Source organism: Kribbella jiaozuonensis, from assembly GCF_005233875.1.
Classification (GTDB): Bacteria; Actinomycetota; Actinomycetes; order Propionibacteriales; family Kribbellaceae; genus Kribbella; species Kribbella jiaozuonensis.
The window spans coordinates 676,489-692,642 of sequence record NZ_SZPZ01000003.1 but is presented as its reverse complement, the minus strand read 5'-3'; the positions used below and the strand labels follow the sequence as shown (position 1 = coordinate 692,642).

Genomic DNA, 16,154 nt, shown 5'->3' with positions numbered 1-16,154 from the left:
TCGCGATGTCCGCCGCCCGTCTCCTCGCCGCCCTCCTCGCGACGTTGGCGTTCGTGCCGGCGCTCCCCGCGCAGGCCGACACCCCCGAGCTGCCCGACCGCATCGCCGCGGCCTGGCGGACGGACCACGTCTCCGTGGACGAACGCCTGCAGCCGACGATGCCGGCCTCCGAGCTGGCCCGGATCCGTACTGCGATCCGCTCCGCCGGTCTCCCGGTGTACGTCGCGCTCGTCCCGCAGTCGCCGTACCTGCGGGCGAGTGGGTACGACCTGCCGACGTTGCTGCACGCAAGGATCGGCGAGCCCGGGGTGTACATCGTCGCGGTTGTCTACGACAACTACTGGTCCGACAACGCGGCGCTGTTCCGGCCCGCCGGGCTGCGGGGTCGCGACCTCTACAGCGTCCGGGCCGATGACAAGCAGGACTCCGACATCATCGACGAGCGGCCGGCGCCGCAGATCGTCCGCACGATCCAGCAGGCCTCGACGGCGTACGACGGCCGTCCGCTGCCGCCGGTCCCGCATGGCGATCTGGATCCGCAGCACTCCGATGGCGGTCTGTCCGTGACCGACAAGGAGAACCGGTCGGCGTACGTCGGGATTGGGGTCGGCGCGGTGCTCGGCTTCGCGTTGGTTCTCTTCCTCGGGCTGCGCCGGCGGCGGCCCGGCAAGCAGACCAACCTGCATCGGAGTGACGATCCGCCGATCGAGGCGTGGTACGTGGAGCTCAAGGCGGACGACAAGATCAAGCAGGCCGAGCGGGCTCTCGCGCGGCTCGACAAGCGCACCAACAAGACGACTCAGCAGCTCGATCAGCGAGACGATGCCTACCGCCGGCTGGATGCGGCGCGCACGCTGCGCGCGGATCAGCCGGAGGATCTGCTCGCCGCCGCCGGTGCGCTCGTCCTCGCCCGGCAGGCCGAGCGCGTCGCCTCGGGAGCGGAGCTGCAGCCGCCGTGCTTCTTCGACCCGTTGCACAACCCCGGTACGACGCAGGTCGGCTGGGAGGACGAGGTCGAAGTACCTGCCTGCCAGAACTGCGCGAACGTTCTGCGCCGCGGGCGGACACCGATCGGGCTGCGGGTGTGGAGCAAGGCCGGGCTGCTCGGTCATGACCGCAAGAAGGTTCCGTACTGGACGCTCGCCCCGGAGGACAGCCCGATGGTCGCGACCGGTTTCGGCGCACTGTCCGACGACCTGCCGGAACGGATCGCGGTCCGATGAGGCGCCTGATTCTGTTGCTGCTAGCAACCGCCTTCGCGTTGACCGGGACGGCTTGGGCGGCCACGCCTACCGATCCGCGGGTCGCCGCGGCCACGGCGGCCTGGGCGAAGGATGGGTTGTACGTCGATCCCGACTTCAGCTCGATTGCTGATGGCAACGAGATGTTGCGGGTGATCGCGGCGGCGAAGACGCCGGTGTTCGTTGCCGTCGTACCGACCGGCTCGTGGTTCCCGGAGAAGGGGGACGCGACGCTGCTGGCCGGTCGGATGGCAGCCGCGAACGGGAAGCCGGGCGTGTACGTGGTGATGGACGGCGACACGACGTACGGCGTGGCGCATGAGCTCGCGGCGTACGCGCCGGACAGCACCTGGCGGGACAAGGACGAGACGCTGAGCGCACAGCTCTCGAAGTACCTCTACAGTGTCGAGCTGAACGCCCGCTACTCGCCTGAGCCGGCCCGGACCGAGCCGGCGCCGACCGAGCCTGCGCCTTCGTACCCGGAGGAGAAGTTCACCGTGGGCAAGGCGATCGGGAACGGTCTCGGCGGCGGCGTGCTCGGGATGATCGGCGGCGGGATCCTCGCCGGGTTCGTGTTGATCGTGGCGGCGCTGGCCGCTCGACGTCGGAAGGGGAACGCGTGAAGGGCCTGTTGAGCTGCTTGGCCGCTTTGGTGATGCTGGTCGCGGTTCCGGCCGGGGCCGAGGCGGCGACGGCACAGACGCCGGCGGAGCGGGCTCGGGAGATCGCGACGGCGTTGACCAAGGACCCGGTGTACATCGATCCGGCGTACGCGTCGGCGCTGCCGGAGAAGCTGCGGGCCGACGTACGGACGAAGGCCAAGGCGGTCGGGTACCCGATCTACACGATCATCTTGCCGCTGACGCCGAGCGACGAGTTCCAGGGCGAGGAGAGCACTGTGCTCACCCTGGTGGAGGACGCGCTGCGCAAACCGGGGTTGTACGTCGTGGTCGACGGCGGGGATCGCTTCCCGTGGTACGAGGCGCGCGACGTACCGCAGGTGAGTGAGGACAAGCTGCAGGCGGCGCGGGAGCGGGCGCTGGATGACGAGGGGTACGACGCGGGGCCGACGGAGGTGCTGGCGCGGATGTACGAGCTGCTGGCGGCGCCGGGGATCCCTGCGACCACGCCTCGGCCGACTTCTTCCACGCCTGCTTCCACCTCCGACGACGAGCCAGGTGGGCATGGTTGGATCGTCGCTCTGTCGATCGTCGGCGGGCTTGTCGTACTGGTTCTGCTGGGTCTGGTGATCGGGTTGCGGCGGCGGGGCTCAGGGGCCCGCCGTGAGAAGGCGTTCCGGATCCCGCCGCATGTTGCCGCGACGGTCGCGGCCGAGCGGCGCCGGCGGTTGGAGCGCGACACGACGGCTGGATTGACGACGCTGGGCACGAAGCTCGCCGCGTTGCCGACGACTGGCGGTCCTGGTCTGGCGCATCAACAGGCAGCGCTCGACGATCATGCGGCGGCGGGGAAGGTTCTCGATTCGTCTACGTCGCTGGTGGATCTGGTGGGCGCGATGGTGTTGCTGGACAAGGCGCGCCGGGAGTACGACGTCGCGGTGACGGGTCGGGCGGATGCCGTACCGGATCTGTGTGCTTTCAATCCGCTGCATGGTCGGTCCGTCGGTAAGCCGACGCAGGTCGAGGCTGATGGCACGACCCTCACGCTGCCGCTGTGCGCGGACTGCCGTCGAGCGCTGAAGCGCGGCACCGCGCCGGCGTCGCTGCCAGGGGACGACGGGCCCTACTGGTACGACGACACCCTCTGGGCCCGCACGTTCTACGGCACCACCGGCGACGACCTCGCCGCAGCAGTCTCCCGCGGCGAGCTACACCGGTGACCCCTGAGAAGCGTTCAGGGGCAGCTCGGGGGATCTGCCTGATCCTGTGAGCACACCTCGCCACCTACTGTCGACACGACAACGTGGGTGGGCTCGAGAAGAGGCGGACGATGGCGGAGAACAAGCAGCTCGGCGTGATTTTGCTGGTAGCGGCGGCCGGGCTGGCGTTCTGGCAGTTCGGCGGCAAGGACTCAGACGACACGCACAAGGTCGACGACAAGATCACCACGGTGCAGCTCGCCGCCGAACACTCCGACATCACGATCAACGTGTCCGACGACGACACGACCACGGTGCAGGAGAAGCGCAAGTACTGGTTCTGGAAGCACGGCGACGCGTACTCCGTGAACGACGGCGTACTCAAACTCGACGGCGACTGCGGCTGGCAGTGCAGCGCCGACTTCGAGGTGACGGTCCCGCGCGGTACCAAGATCACCGGTGAGAACGGCAGCGGCGACCTGGAACTGACCGGAGTCGCCGGGGTCGACCTGAAGTCCCGCTCGGGCAAGGCCGAACTCCGCGAGATCAAGGGTGACGTGAACCTGGACGTCACCTCAGGCGACGTCTCCGTCAGCGACCTCACCGGCAAACTGAACGTGACGGCCAACTCGGGCGATATCGAAGCGTCCGACCTCAAGGGAGGCCCGGTCGACGTCGAGACCTCGTCCGGAGACATGCAACTCCAACTCTCCGAACCCAACGACGTCCACGCCAAGGGCACGTCCGGCGACATCGAGATCTCCGCACCGACGGGCGACTACAAGGTCACCACCGAATCCCGCTCCGGCGACGTCGAAAACTCCCTGGGCAACACGTCCAACGCCTCCCACACCCTCACCGCCACAACAACCTCAGGCGACATCGAACTCCACGCGAGCTAGTCGCCAGGGAACCAAGGAAGTGGGTAAGCCCCGACCGACCGCTTACTCCTTGATGTCGCGGTGGTGTTCCTCGACTACGCGGTACTCCTCCTCGACGGCCGGGTCGATGGCGTCGGTGGTTACGCGGCGGCGGCGGTTGGTGATGTAGAAGGAGAGGAGAATGCCGGCCAGGCCTGCCAGTAGGAGGATGTAGCCGACGATTTGCAGGTTCACGGCGTCCCAGGTGTCGCGGACGGCGAACGCCAGCACCGCGCCGATCACCATCAGAAAGATCCCGACACCGATGCTCATCCGAGCCTCCCAGCTAATCGTCCTACACCGTCAAAGCTACCTCTCTGTACCCACACACCAAACAGTCCGCTGCTAACCGATCGAAGGGCGCCGGGCTGTACCGCGATGCAGCGCCAGATGCCCGCCGAGGAAGCCCGCGCCGGCCATCACCAGGTTCCCGGCCATGGCAAGCTTCACGCCGACCCCGTGCCGCCCGCGCAGACGCGAAACAAGCGAGCCCGCGAAGAGAAACGTCGCTGTGTCAGCACCAAGCGCGTGGACCGCACCGATCCTCCGCTCCTCCCCCGACAGCTCCGCCCAGTCGCCCGCACCGGCGAGAGCCGTCGGCAGCGAAGCCAACAGCCCGAACCCAGCCAGGACCGTCGCCCCACGACGCGACTCCGACCCACCGGCGAGGTCAAGAAGCGACGTGCCGAGCCAGCACCCCGTAGTCACGTCGGTCAGCGACGGATGCAACGAATGACCGAGTACGTCGGTATGCAGCGGACTGCCCCGCACCCAGTCGATCAGCGGCTGGTACGCCAACTCCTGCGCGCGAGCGAGCCGCTCGGAAAGCGGGCTTTCGCCGACCGCCCGAACCGCGCGCTGCGGCAAGGATCTCAACGCCACGCTCTCAAGGTACGCGCGCCGCCGTCACCCCCGGAAGCGCTCGCTACCGCTATTTGCCCCCGGAGAGAACCAGCTCAACGCGGTCAGGGCCGTCAGGAACGACGCGGATAGGCACGCCCCAGTCCTGCCGATGCATGTGACAAGCGGGGAACTCCACCTCAGACGCATCATCACAAGACGCGGCCTGTACGGCGACATGCAGCACCCCGCTGCCGGCATGCGGATCGATGACCAACCGGCGTACGAGGTCAGCGGAGTCGCCGGCGCCCTCACGCAGAAGCGTGTCCGGAGTGGCGGAGACAAGCAGCCGGGTGGACGGGCCGTACCGGTCGTCGAGTTTCTGACCGGGCGGCGGCGTGAACACAACCTCCAGCGTGACCTCGCCCGCAGCCACATCCATCGGCGGCCGCTGGGTCTGCGTGCTGAACTCGTCAGCAGTCGCGGACGCTCCCAACGGCACCCGCGTCAGGCGATGCGCCGCAGACTCGACCACCAGCAACTCGTTGCCCACGACAACAGCCCCGCTGGGCTCGGCCAGGCCGGTCGCCATCGTCTCGACGACCTCGGTGCGCGGGTCATACCGGCGTACGGCGCCGTTGTACGTGTCCGCGATCGCAATCGATCCGTCAGGCAACACCGTCACCCCGAGCGGATGCTGCAGCAACGCCTCGCTCGCCTTGCCGTCCCGCAATCCGAAATCGAAGAGCCCGGTCCCGACAGCCGTGTGCACCGAAGTGTCGATCCACCGCAGCGCAGAGATCTCGGAGTCGGCCAGCCAAAGTCGTTCGCCGTCCGCCGCGAGCCCACTGGTCTGCGCGAACCAGGCCTCCGCCAGCGGCCCGTCCTTCAGCCCTTCGTTGGTCGTACCCGCGGCAACCTCAGTCACCCCGGTGAACGGATCGAACGTCCACAGCTGATGTACGCCGGCCATCGCGATCCACACCTTCTCGCCCCACCACGCCACGTCCCATGGCGAACTGAGTACGTCGGTGCTGTCGCCATCCATCCACTGCTTGCCCGTGCCAACCAACGTCCGCACCTGACCATCCGCCAGCGAGATCCCCCGCAGCGCATGGTTCACGGTGTCGGCGACGACCACGTCGTACCCGAGCCGATCGGCGACGTCGGTAGGCAGCACCACCAGCCCGTTCGGTTCCGAGAACGAGGCTTCCTCGGCCGCCCCGTCCGCAAAACCACGCTGACCGGTACCGATCCGGCGTACGACGGTTGTCGCGTCCGCGGCGAGTTCGACGATGCTGTGATTGCCGGCGTCCGCGACGAGCAGCCCGTTGTCCAGAGCAACGACCTTGGCGGGGAAGCGGAGATCGGTGGACTCGGCAACGGGTGCAACGTACGGCGACTTGCCACGGGTCAAGGTTCCCGCGGCCTCATGCTCGGCCACCAACTCGGCCAGCAGGGCGTCCAGTGCGTGCGCGTGCCCTTCGCCGGAGTACTGCGCGACGATGTACCCGTTCGGATCGACCAGCACGAGCGTCGGCCAGGCGCGGGCGGTGTAGTTCTGCCAGGTGATCAACTCCGGGTCGTCCAGCACCGGATGCCCCACCCCGTACCGCTCCACAGCAGCCCGAACCGCCGCCTCTTCACCCTCATGCGCGAACTTCGGCGAGTGCACGCCGACGATCACCAGCGCATCGCCGTACTTCTCCTCCAACGGCCGCAACTCGTCCAGCACATGCAGGCAGTTGATACAACAGAACGCCCAGAAATCCAGCAACAGAAAGCGTCCCCGGAAGTCAGCGAGCGACAACTCCTGACCACCGGTGTTCAACCAACCCCGACCCCGCAACTCCGGCGCACGCACATGCATGCCCCCATTGTCCGCCGCCGCCCAACCCGATCCGCGCCCGGCCCGGCGGCTGAGATCAGAGCGGCAGGATCAGCGTGTCGGTGAGGAGTTTGGCGGTTTTGCGGAGGGTTGCCGGGGAGGAGGAGAGGTCGGTGGCGAGGGCGTAGGGGGTGAGGGGTTCGCCGGGGCCGACGAGGCGGTGGCGGTGGGCGAGGAGCCAGACGATGGCTCGGGGCCAGGTGGAGAGGCGGGCTTTGGCGAGGAGGTCGGGGGCGTCGCGGACCAGGCGTTCGGCGATGTCGAACGCATCGGGTGCGTACGCCGTACCGAGGGTTTCGCCGGCCATCAGCCAGGCGTGGGGAGCCAGCACGGAGAGCGTGGCTGCTTGCGAGTTGTCGAGGCCGCGGAGGTCCGGCTGCGGCGGGGAGCCCAGTCCGGCCAGGGCTCGGTAAGCGTCTTCCAGGTCGTTCGTGGTGTCTTCGAGGAAGACTCGCTCGCCGGGTTTCGTACCGACCGGGTCGACCATCGCGGCGGCTTCGAGCGCGGGCTGCCAGACGTCGACCGCGTCGATCGCCTCGTCGACGGCGTCCAGGGGCAGCTGCGTGCGGTCGCCCGCGAACTGGAGCCAGGCCTTCACCACAACGGGAACCGCGTCGAAGTACGTGCTGTCGGCAAGGACCTTGCGAGGCAACCAATGCGCAAGGAAAAGCTCGACGAGCACGGCACTGACCCGCAACGGACCGCCGACCGTGTGGTCCACCGCGTGGTCGATCCACAGCCGAACGATGTCTGCAGCGTCATCTGGCAACACCGACGCGGACTCGAGGAACTCCTCGACCAGTTGGTCGCGCTGTCGCGGGGACAGCAGCGGCCGGACCGGTGGGCGGATCGGGCGCTCCGGCAACTGGGTCAGCCGATTCACCAGCAGGCCGGTGAAGAACTCGAAGTCCTCGCTGACCGGCGGATCGTCGTAGTCGCGGGTCTCCCCCAGCGCCTGCAGGATGATCCCGGCCGCGGTCGAGGGCCGCACGGTCCGGATCGTCACCCGGCCGCCGCGCTGGTACGCCTCCAGCACCCGGTCGACCGGCGGGCCGACGAACACGTCCTTGACGATCGCTCCGAGGTTGTTGTCGATGAACACCACCACGGTGTGCGGATGCTGCTCATCGTCGTAGTCCAGTACGACGCTCAGCCCGTCGCCGGTGATGTCCTCGGACACGATCGCGCTGGTCAGCCGGAACCCGGCGATCCTGGTCACCCACTCGGGCACCGCGTCCTGCGTGCGCAACCGCGAGACATGGGCCCGCTGCAACGGCAACCGCCCGGCCGGACCGACCGTCCGGGCCAGACTCGTCAGCAGGACGAAGGACTCGAGATCCCGCCGCTCACCGAGCACCCGCGCGGCGTCGGCCCAGAAGAACCGCTCGACCTCGCCGATCTCGTCCGGACGCCCGGCCGGCCAGAGTTGATCCGCGAGCATCGAGGCCGAGCGGGCCACCGACGCCTCCGCGATCACCGGATGCAGCGCGGCCGGCACCGCGGCCAGGTCGAGGGACAGCGTCTCGAGCAGGGTCTCCAGCACGGCGACGCTCGGCGTGGTGTCGATATCGACACCCGCCGTCGGCCCGTGCGGCTCGCCAGGATCGGGGACGAGCCGCAAATGGCTGCGTCGCCCGTCCCGTCCGCGTGGAGACTTGGTCACCTTCGTGAGATTACCGTCCGGAACCAGTCCACCGCAGTCCCGTGCGCGCGTCCTGTGGATAAGGCGAGGCCCGTGCTCCGGATGGAGCACGGGCCACAAGCGGTCAGCCCTTCAGGGCGCCGGCCATCAGGCCGCCGATGAACCAGCGGCCGAGCAGGATGTAGACGATCAGCGTCGGGAACGACGTGATCAGCGCGCCGGCCATGCTGGCCGCGTAGTCGACCTTCTGCCCACCGGCCAGCGCGGCCAGGCCCAAGGTCACCGGGCCATTGTTCTGTTGAGTCAGGAACAGTGCGAACAGGAAGTCGTTCCAGACCGAGGTGAACTGCCAGATCAGCGTCACCACGAAGCCGGAGATCGAGATCGGCAGGATGATCCGCAGGTACGTCTGCACCAGCCCGGCCCCGTCCACCCGGGCCGACTCGATGATCTCGTTCGGCACGATCGTGGCGTAGTAGTTCCGGAAGATCAGCGTGCAGATCGGGATGCCGTAGATGCAGTGCGCGATGATCAGCGTCGGCACACCCCGGGTCACGTCCAGCGCGGTGAACGTCGTACGCAGCGGCAGCATCACCGCCTGGTACGGGATGAACATCCCGAACAGGATGAACGCGAACACGATGTTCGCGCCCGGGAACCGCCAGCGGGCCAGCACGAACCCGTTCATCGAACCGATCAGCGACGAGATGATCGCGGCCGGGATCGCCAGCGACAGCGACCGGATCATGTACGGCTGTAGTACGTCCCAGGCCTTGCGCCAGGGCTCCAGCGTCCAGGTCTTCGGCAGGTTCCACTGCGAGGCAGCGGTGGTGTCACCGGAGGTCTTGAAGCTGGTGATCAGTACGACGTACACCGGGATCAGCACGAACAGCAGGAACAACAGCAGCAGGATGTAGCGGATGGTCCGGCTGCGCCGGGTCGAACCGTCCGAGATCACCCCGCGCTTCTGCGGCTTCCGGCGGATCGCCGCAGCGGCCTGACCGGTCGCGGCGGAGGTGTCGACGCTCATTCCTCATTCTCCTGCCGGACGGTGTACGCGATGTACGGGATGACGAGGACGGCGACGACGGCGAGCAGCACGATCGCGATCGCGGCCGCCTTGGCCTGGTCACTGCGGAGCAAGGTGTTCCACATGTAGACCGCGGGCACCTCGGTCCGGAACTGGTTCGGCCCGGTGATCGCGTAGATCAGGTCGAACAGTTTCAGCGACATGTGCCCGAGGATGATCAGCGCGGACAGCGCGATCGGCGACAGCTGCGGGAACAGCACGTGCCGGTAGAGCTTGAACTCCGACGCCCCGTCGACCCGGGCCGCCTCGCGCAGCTCCGGCGGGATGCCCCGGAAACCGGCCAGGAACAGCGCCATGATGTAGCCGGACAGCTGCCAGACCGCCGGCAGCGCGATGGACGCCATCGTCGTCCATCTACTCCCCGCGGTCCACCAGGGATTCTCCAGGAAATGCAGATGGAGGATCTCGAACAACCGGTTGAGCCCCCGCGCGTCCTCGCCCTGGGACGGGTTCAGCAACCAGCCCCAGACCACGCCCGAGGCGATCATCGAGATCGCCATCGGGAACAGGTAGATCGACCGGAAGACCGACTCGCCGGGCACGCCCTTCTCCAGCAGCAGTGCCCAGAGCAGGCCGAAGATCAGCGTGCCCACGATGAACGCCACCGTGAGCACGCCGAGGTTCTTCAGCGAGTTTTGGAACCGTTCCTCGCCGAACAGGTTCGTGTAGTTCTCGAACCCGACATAGCTCGCCGGACCCTTGCGGGCGGTGTGCCGGTCGGTCAGCGAGGTGTTGAAGGACCACGCGATCAGCCCGTAGACGAAGTACCCGAGCAGCAGCACGGTCGGCAGCAGCACCAGGGCACCAGGTCCCCAGGTGCGGATTCTTCCGTGCACGCTCAGTCCTCCGTCTCGGATCGGTTCCGCAACTCGACCTGCATCAGCTCGTCTTCATCGCGGTGCCGAGCGCCGACTGCAGCTTGGCGACGTCCGGGCTGCCGCTGAACTGGCTCATCGCGGAGAGGATGTCGTTGTTCTGACCCAGCGTGCACGCGGCACCGTGGGCGCAGGACGGAACGATCGTCTTGCTCTTCCAGTCGGCCATCGCGCCCTGCTGGTACTTCGGGTAGTCGGCCGGGTCGGCGTCGGAGCGGGCCGGGATCGAGCCCTTCTTGGTGTTGAACGCCTTCTGGCCCTCGGCCGAACCGACCGTCTTCAGCCAGCACTTGGCGCCGTCGGGGTCCGCGCCGTTGGTCGGCAGCGTGAACGAGTCCGACAGGAACTGGAAGTCGCCCTCGGTGCCCGGCGACGGCCAGTAGGTGTACGCCGAGTCCGGGATCTTGTCCGCCACCTGCTGCGCGGCCACCCAGTCACCCATCAGCGTGTAGCCGGCCTTGCCGGTGTTCACGTAGCCGAGCGCGTCCGGCCAGTCGATCGCCTCGCGGTCGGTGTTGCTGAAGGTCAGCAGCGTCTTGTACTTGTTCAGCGCCGACGTCACGTCGCCACCGGCCCAGTCGGTCTTGCCGTCCCACAGACCCTTGAACTTGTCCGGACCGAGCTCGGCCAGCAGCACGGCCTCGACCAGCATCTCCTGGGCGAAGCCCTTGGAGAGCGCCAGCGGCGCGGTGACGCCGGCGGCCTTCAGCTTGGTCAGGTCGGCGATCCACGCGTCGATGCTGGCCGGAGCCTTGGTGCCGTCGATGCTCGCCTTCTTCAGCACGGTCGGGTTCGCCCAGACGACGTTCGCCCGGTGGACGTTGGCGGGGATCGAGTAGATCTTGCCGTCCACGGTCAGGTTGTCGATCAGGTTCTGCGGGAACGCCTTGTCCAGCCCGAAGTCCTTGTACAGCTGGCTGATGTCGTCGACCTGGCCGGCGTTGATGTAGTCCTTCAACTCCGCACCGGCGTGCGCCTGGAACGTGGACGGCGGCTTACCCGCCTGCAGGTCGTTGGCCAGCACCTGCTTCGCGTTCGAGCCCGCGCCACCGGCAACGGCCGAGTTGACGAACTTGAAGTCCTTGCAGTCGGTGCCGAACACCGACACCAGGCCGTCCAGACCGGCCTTCTCACCACCGTCGGCCCACCAGGTGAAGACAGTGACGTCCTTGTTCGCGGACGAGCCGCTACCGCTGCCGCCGCTGTCGTCGCTGTTTCCGCAGGCGCTCACTGCGAGAAGACCCGCCGCACCCACCAGCGCCAGGGTCTTACTCAGACCACCACGCATGATTCACTCTCCGATCAATAGATGGAGCCGCCCCATATCACTCTCTTCTTTTCTTCTCTCACCTGAGTTTGGCTCTCGGTGAGGGGGGAAAAGCTAGGGGGTTCTCTTAAGTGACGGTGCAACTCTGGGACTGTAGGCATCGAGTGTCAACGCTCCGCGCAGGCGCGTTGCGCAGCCGTGACCCCGCGCACCTTGACAGTGTGAGAGCGCGCACATTCACGGCCTGATTGGCACACCGCGCAGTCGGACTGCGCAGAATCAGGGCCGCAGCAGCACCTTGATAGCGCGACGCTCATGCATCGCGGCGTACCCCTCCGCCACGTCGGCCAGCGGGAGCTCCGAGTCGAACACCTTGCCCGGGTTGATCTCCCCGGCCAGTACGTCGTTCATCAGGTCCGGCAGGTACGCCCGGCACGGCGCACCGCCGCCCGAGAGCCCGATGTTCCGCCCGAACATCCTGCTGATCGGCACCTCGACGCCGTGCGGCACGCCCACGAAGCCGACCGTCGCCCCGGGCCGGGCGACGTCGAACGCGGTCGTCATCGACTGTGCGGTGCCGACACACTCCAGCACCGCGTCGGCCCCGACCCCCTTGGTGAGTTCGAGTACGGCGTCCTTGGCCGCGTCGCCGCGTTCGGAAATGATGTCCGTGGCACCGAATTCCTTCGCCAGCTTCTGCCGGGGCTCATGCCGCGACAAGGCAACGACCCGCGCCGCACCCATCCGGGACGCCGCGAGTACGCCGCAGAGCCCGACCGCACCGTCGCCCACGACAACTACCGTGTCGCCGGCCTTGACCCGCGCGCAGCGGGCCGCGTGCCAGCCGGTGCCCATCACGTCGGACAGCGTGAGCAGGGACGGTACGAGCGCGTCGTCGGGCAGCTCAGGCGTCGCGACCAGCGTGCCGTCGGCGTACGGGAGCCGCACGTACTCGCCCTGGCCGCCGTCCGCCTTGCCGCCGCCGTACCCGATGACGTTGTCGCAGGCGGTCTGGTAGCCGGCCAGACAGTGCGGGCAGGTGCCGTCGCTCACAACGAACGGCGCGACGACGAAGTCACCCGCCTTGACCGTCCGGACGTCCGATCCGACCTCCTGGACGATGCCCACGAACTCGTGCCCGATCGGCCGCGGCTGCTTCACCGGCGGCTCACCGCGGTACGGCCAGAGGTCGGACCCACAGATGCATGAGGCAACAACCTTGACCACCGCATCGCCCGGCCCCTCGATCTTCGGGTCCGGAAGCTCTTCCAGCCGTACGTCGAACGGCGCATGGATCACTGTGGCACGCATGGGGCCAACACTAGATCCTCAGGCCGGACTGAGCGCAGCCTCCACCCGCTTCGAGCTGGACGCCAGCCACACGCAACCGGCGGCGAGCAACACACCGTGAACGATCCGCGCCGCGGGCGGGGCGAAGAACTGCGGAAGGAAGAGCGCGAAACCCGCGGCGAACACGATCGCCGGCACGGTCCTCAGCCGGACCGCGACCAGGATCGCGGCCGCTGCCATGGTCAGCAGGCCGAGGCCGAACATCGTGATGGAGACCGGGTTGTAGCGCACGGCGTCGGCCAGGTCGAGAAGGTTCGGCTGGGCGGCGATCGCATGCAGGCCGAAGTCCTCGGCGCCGTAGTACGGCAGCGTCAGGCCGGCGCCGATCCAGAAGACGATCGCCGCCCGGCGGTCGATCTCCAGCAGGGCGAGCGCGGCCAGGATGAACCCGAGCATCGCGCACAGGTGCGCGATGACCCAGGCGGTCGAACCCATCGCAGCCGCGGCGCCCGAGGTGGTCGTCTCGTCGTGCCACGGGCGGAGGACGGGGTAGAGCAGGAACAGCACGCCTGCGACGGACAAGGGGATTCTCATGATTCTTTCCTCAGGCTGGCGAGATACATCTGGATGAGCTGGTCGTAGGTGCCGTCGAGGTCTTCGGGCAGGCCGAAGCCGCCGGCCGACTCGATGGACGCGAAGCCGTGCACGAGCACCCGCAGCCGGCGGGCCGCGTGGACCGCCGCCGGACCCTCCAGGCCGTAACCCCGCAGCGTCGCGAACATGACGTCGACCTGTTTCGCACCGGCCTCCTTCTGGATCGGGTCATGCAGCGGATCCATCGGCATCGCGGAGTACCGCTTCGGGTTGGCGGTGACGTAGGCGCGATAGGCGTGCATCAGCGCGGTCACCGCCTCGTCGCCGCCACGGCCCAGCACGGCGGCGGTGAACCGGTCCGTCATGTCGTCCAGCACCCGAACCCCGACGAGCGCCTTCAGTTCGCCGAGGCTCGCCACGTGCTTGTACAGCGACGGTGTGGCGACCTCGCAGCGCTGCGCCACGGCGGCGAGCGTGAGGCCTTCCAGCCCGTGCTCGTCCACGATGCCGAGCGCCACCTCGACCACGGCAGCGGGCGTCAACGACTTCTTAACAACCATAGCTCAGAGGCTAATGGCGTTAGCCTCGGTCGTCAACGGGGATTTCAGATCGTGCCGTAGTGTCCGCGCCGGTGGACCAAAGCAGGTACGTCGTCTGCGACGAGCTCGACATGGGCGATCTCCAGCTGGACCTGCAGACCCCAGCCGACCTCGGGTGGGTCCTGATCGACGAGCGTGCAGCCGGCCCAGGTGCTGACCCCGACCGGCGCCGGTCCCCAGGCGGTGTCCGTCCAGTCGATCAACCGGAACGGTCCGCCCGGGGCCGGAGCGACGTACCCGAAGGCGTCGGCGAGCTGACGATGCGGCTCGCCGAGCAGGGACACCACCGCGGTCCTTGCCTCGCGCAACGTTTCCCACAGGTCCGAGTCCGGATCGATCAGCCCGATCACGTACCCGGGCTCACCGTCCGCGACCAGCATCGACGAGACCGTGAGCCCGGCCCGCTTCCCGCCGTACGACGTTGTCCACAGGCCGACCGGGGACGGCAGCCGCCCGCGGAACCGCCGTACCGGACTGCGCTCGGACTCGGGCGGGAGGAACGGGTGGTCACCGTGGATGGTCACCGGGCCACGGTAACGCGCTCCGGGAGGCCGAACTTGTCGATCGGGTGCAGGCTCAGGCCGCTCGAGCCGTGGACCAGCTCGACCGCGCCGTTGGCGTCGAACGTGAAGCGGTACGACTCGCCGTACGAGCCGTAGCCGTTGCCGCCGGTGACGCGCAACGTGTCGCCGTCCGCCTCGAGCTCCTGCGGCTCTTCGGCCGGGTTCCCGCCGGTCGGGTCGGTGGCGTAGAGGCGGCCGCCGAGCTGGACGAAGTCGGTCAGTCCCCAGAGGTTCGCGAACCGGCCGGTGAACCGGGACAGGTCCGCCGCGTCACCGCGCTCCTTCGAGTCGGCGAGGTCGAGCAGCCGGAAGATGCCCTCGGCGAGCTGGGAGGCGGGGCCGTCGATCGCGTTGGTCAGCGCCGAGACGACGATCCGCTTCTCCGGGTCGACGAGGGTCCGGGTGATGTGGCCCGGGTACCCGCCGCCGTGCCCGAAGACCTCGCGGTCGCCGACCTTCGTCACCGCGAGACCGAGGCCGTACCGCGCCTTGTCGTCCGAGCCGGTGATCCACAGCGGGTGCTGCATCTCGCGCTTCGACTTGTCCGTGAGCAACCGGTCGTCGCCGGGCAGGTGGGCGGAGAAGTACGTGACCAGGTCGCGCGCGTTGCCGAAGAACCCGGTCGCGGAAGCCAGCGCGCGGGTGTCGATGTGCTCGATCGGCACGCGCGTATCGGCGTACGCGAGCGAGCTGTACCCGGCGGCGTACTCCGTCAGCCGGGCCGGATCCAGCTCCGGCCCGAGCCCGGCCAGCCCGAGCTTGTCGACGATCGCGGTCTGGACGTAGGTGTTGTACGGCGTACCGGACGCCGCCTCGATGACGAGCCCGAGCAGGCCGTAGCCGATGTTCGAGTACTTGAAGCGGTCGTTCTCGGGAATGACGGCCGAGGACTCACGTCGCAGTACTTCGAGCAGCTGGTCGCGGTCCGGGAAGCTCGTGGCCAGCTGCCACCAGTCCGCGTCGAGGCCGTCGCGGGTGACACCGCCGGCGTGTGCCAGCAGTTCGCGGACTGTCCGCTGGCCGAGCGGCGTACCGACGATCTCGGTGACGTGCTGCTCGACCTTGTCGTCCAGCCGCAGCCGGCCCTGCTCGACCAGCTGCAACACGGCGGTCGCGGTGAACGTCTTCGAGTGCGACGCGATCCGGAACAGGTGCTGCTCGGTCAGCGGTACGCCGTTCTCCACGTCCGCGGACCCGTACGCCGCCGAGAACGCGATCGCGTCCCCGGCGTACACCGCGACCTGGATGCCCGGCACCCGCTGATAACGCTGGTTGAACGCCAGCCAGCTGTCGTAGTAAGCGAGTACCTCGGTCAAGCTGTCAGTCACGGTCGGTCTCCTGGACGGATCGGCGGATGGAGATGCATCAGTCATACCTTCCGCATCAGGGTCAGCTCAACGACGCTTCGGCAGCAACCTCAGCACCGCGAGTCCGCCAAGATGTGGGTCGTCGCGCCGGCCCCCCGGGGCCGCGCCGCCGGGCCCGGTGGGGGCAGTCCCCCCCGCCCCCCAGGCCCCCCCCCAAAC

The 16,154-nt window shown here is 68.1% G+C and carries 16 protein-coding genes; 4 read left to right on the top strand and 12 right to left on the bottom strand.

Going from position 1 to position 16,154, the window contains the following annotated elements; all coding sequences use genetic code 11:
* Window positions 1-5: 5 nt before the first annotated feature.
* From FDA38_RS23080 to FDA38_RS23065, 4 genes are all read left to right on the top strand, one after another.
* Window positions 6-1,223 carry a hypothetical protein gene (locus FDA38_RS23080; protein WP_137256155.1) on the top strand — a complete coding sequence of 406 codons (1,218 nt, stop codon included), beginning with the start codon at window positions 6-8 and terminating at the stop codon, window positions 1,221-1,223.
* Entirely contained in the window at window positions 1,220-1,864 is a 645-nt protein-coding gene (locus FDA38_RS23075) for a hypothetical protein (protein ID WP_137256154.1), read from the top strand. The genes FDA38_RS23080 and FDA38_RS23075 overlap by 4 nt, the downstream gene beginning before the upstream one ends.
* Complete coding sequence (locus tag FDA38_RS23070; RefSeq protein ID WP_233714875.1) at window positions 1,861-3,081, top strand: hypothetical protein; 1,221 nt, start codon at window positions 1,861-1,863, stop codon at window positions 3,079-3,081. The genes FDA38_RS23075 and FDA38_RS23070 overlap by 4 nt, the downstream gene beginning before the upstream one ends.
* 110 nt (window positions 3,082-3,191) lie before the next feature.
* On the top strand, window positions 3,192-3,962 hold the full coding sequence (locus FDA38_RS23065; RefSeq protein WP_137256153.1) for a DUF4097 family beta strand repeat-containing protein: 771 nt from the start codon (window positions 3,192-3,194) through the stop codon (window positions 3,960-3,962).
* A 42-nt stretch (window positions 3,963-4,004) separates the two neighbouring features.
* Here the strand turns inward: FDA38_RS23065 and FDA38_RS23060 are convergent, their stop codons facing one another.
* The 12 genes from FDA38_RS23060 to FDA38_RS23005 all read right to left on the bottom strand — a co-directional run bounded on the left by FDA38_RS23060 (window position 4,005) and on the right by FDA38_RS23005 (window position 15,956).
* Window positions 4,005-4,253 (bottom strand): DUF6458 family protein, encoded by a 249-nt coding sequence (locus FDA38_RS23060; protein ID WP_137256152.1) that lies wholly within the window; start codon window positions 4,251-4,253, stop codon window positions 4,005-4,007.
* Between the two features lie 72 nt (window positions 4,254-4,325).
* On the bottom strand, window positions 4,326-4,862 hold the full coding sequence (locus FDA38_RS23055) for a DUF2231 domain-containing protein (RefSeq protein ID WP_137256151.1): 537 nt from the start codon (window positions 4,860-4,862) through the stop codon (window positions 4,326-4,328).
* A gap of 49 nt (window positions 4,863-4,911) precedes the next feature.
* Window positions 4,912-6,690 carry an NHL domain-containing thioredoxin family protein gene (locus FDA38_RS23050; RefSeq protein ID WP_137256150.1) on the bottom strand — a complete coding sequence of 593 codons (1,779 nt, stop codon included), beginning with the start codon at window positions 6,688-6,690 and terminating at the stop codon, window positions 4,912-4,914.
* A 55-nt stretch (window positions 6,691-6,745) separates the two neighbouring features.
* The gene (locus tag FDA38_RS23045; protein ID WP_233714874.1) at window positions 6,746-8,371 is read right to left on the bottom strand and encodes a hypothetical protein; all 1,626 of its coding nucleotides are present in this window, start codon (window positions 8,369-8,371) and stop codon (window positions 6,746-6,748) included.
* Between the two features lie 103 nt (window positions 8,372-8,474).
* Entirely contained in the window at window positions 8,475-9,380 is a 906-nt protein-coding gene (locus FDA38_RS23040) for a carbohydrate ABC transporter permease (RefSeq protein WP_137256149.1), read from the bottom strand.
* On the bottom strand, window positions 9,377-10,276 hold the full coding sequence (locus tag FDA38_RS23035; RefSeq protein WP_137256148.1) for a carbohydrate ABC transporter permease: 900 nt from the start codon (window positions 10,274-10,276) through the stop codon (window positions 9,377-9,379). Before FDA38_RS23035 ends, FDA38_RS23040 begins: the two co-directional genes overlap by 4 nt.
* 43 nt (window positions 10,277-10,319) lie before the next feature.
* Entirely contained in the window at window positions 10,320-11,603 is a 1,284-nt protein-coding gene (locus FDA38_RS23030) for an ABC transporter substrate-binding protein (RefSeq protein ID WP_137256147.1), read from the bottom strand.
* 258 nt (window positions 11,604-11,861) lie between these two features.
* On the bottom strand, window positions 11,862-12,893 hold the full coding sequence (locus tag FDA38_RS23025; protein ID WP_137256146.1) for a zinc-dependent alcohol dehydrogenase family protein: 1,032 nt from the start codon (window positions 12,891-12,893) through the stop codon (window positions 11,862-11,864).
* A gap of 18 nt (window positions 12,894-12,911) precedes the next feature.
* Entirely contained in the window at window positions 12,912-13,466 is a 555-nt protein-coding gene (locus FDA38_RS23020) for a hypothetical protein (RefSeq protein WP_137256145.1), read from the bottom strand.
* Window positions 13,463-14,026, bottom strand: a complete 564-nt coding sequence (locus tag FDA38_RS23015; protein WP_202877789.1) for a TetR/AcrR family transcriptional regulator — start codon at window positions 14,024-14,026, stop codon at window positions 13,463-13,465. The genes FDA38_RS23020 and FDA38_RS23015 overlap by 4 nt, the downstream gene beginning before the upstream one ends.
* A 44-nt stretch (window positions 14,027-14,070) precedes the next feature.
* Window positions 14,071-14,589 (bottom strand): flavin reductase family protein, encoded by a 519-nt coding sequence (locus tag FDA38_RS23010; protein WP_137256144.1) that lies wholly within the window; start codon window positions 14,587-14,589, stop codon window positions 14,071-14,073.
* Entirely contained in the window at window positions 14,586-15,956 is a 1,371-nt protein-coding gene (locus FDA38_RS23005) for a serine hydrolase domain-containing protein (RefSeq protein ID WP_233714873.1), read from the bottom strand. The genes FDA38_RS23010 and FDA38_RS23005 overlap by 4 nt, the downstream gene beginning before the upstream one ends.
* Window positions 15,957-16,154: the final 198 nt, after the last annotated feature.

What these genes read in the sequence shown, in the direction of transcription:
- FDA38_RS23015 (WP_202877789.1), bottom strand. Translation starts at nt 14,026, where the DNA reads ATGGTTGTTAAGAAGTCGTTGACGCCCGCTGCCGTGGTCGAGGTGGCG.
- FDA38_RS23065 (WP_137256153.1), top strand. Translation starts at nt 3,192, where the DNA reads ATGGCGGAGAACAAGCAGCTCGGCGTGATTTTGCTGGTAGCGGCGGCC.
- FDA38_RS23025 (WP_137256146.1), bottom strand. Translation starts at nt 12,893, where the DNA reads ATGCGTGCCACAGTGATCCATGCGCCGTTCGACGTACGGCTGGAAGAG.
- FDA38_RS23080 (WP_137256155.1), top strand. Translation starts at nt 6, where the DNA reads ATGTCCGCCGCCCGTCTCCTCGCCGCCCTCCTCGCGACGTTGGCGTTC.
- FDA38_RS23020 (WP_137256145.1), bottom strand. Translation starts at nt 13,466, where the DNA reads ATGAGAATCCCCTTGTCCGTCGCAGGCGTGCTGTTCCTGCTCTACCCC.
- FDA38_RS23050 (WP_137256150.1), bottom strand. Translation starts at nt 6,690, where the DNA reads ATGCATGTGCGTGCGCCGGAGTTGCGGGGTCGGGGTTGGTTGAACACC.
- FDA38_RS23075 (WP_137256154.1), top strand. Translation starts at nt 1,220, where the DNA reads ATGAGGCGCCTGATTCTGTTGCTGCTAGCAACCGCCTTCGCGTTGACC.
- FDA38_RS23060 (WP_137256152.1), bottom strand. Translation starts at nt 4,253, where the DNA reads ATGAGCATCGGTGTCGGGATCTTTCTGATGGTGATCGGCGCGGTGCTG.
- FDA38_RS23030 (WP_137256147.1), bottom strand. Translation starts at nt 11,603, where the DNA reads ATGCGTGGTGGTCTGAGTAAGACCCTGGCGCTGGTGGGTGCGGCGGGT.
- FDA38_RS23040 (WP_137256149.1), bottom strand. Translation starts at nt 9,380, where the DNA reads ATGAGCGTCGACACCTCCGCCGCGACCGGTCAGGCCGCTGCGGCGATC.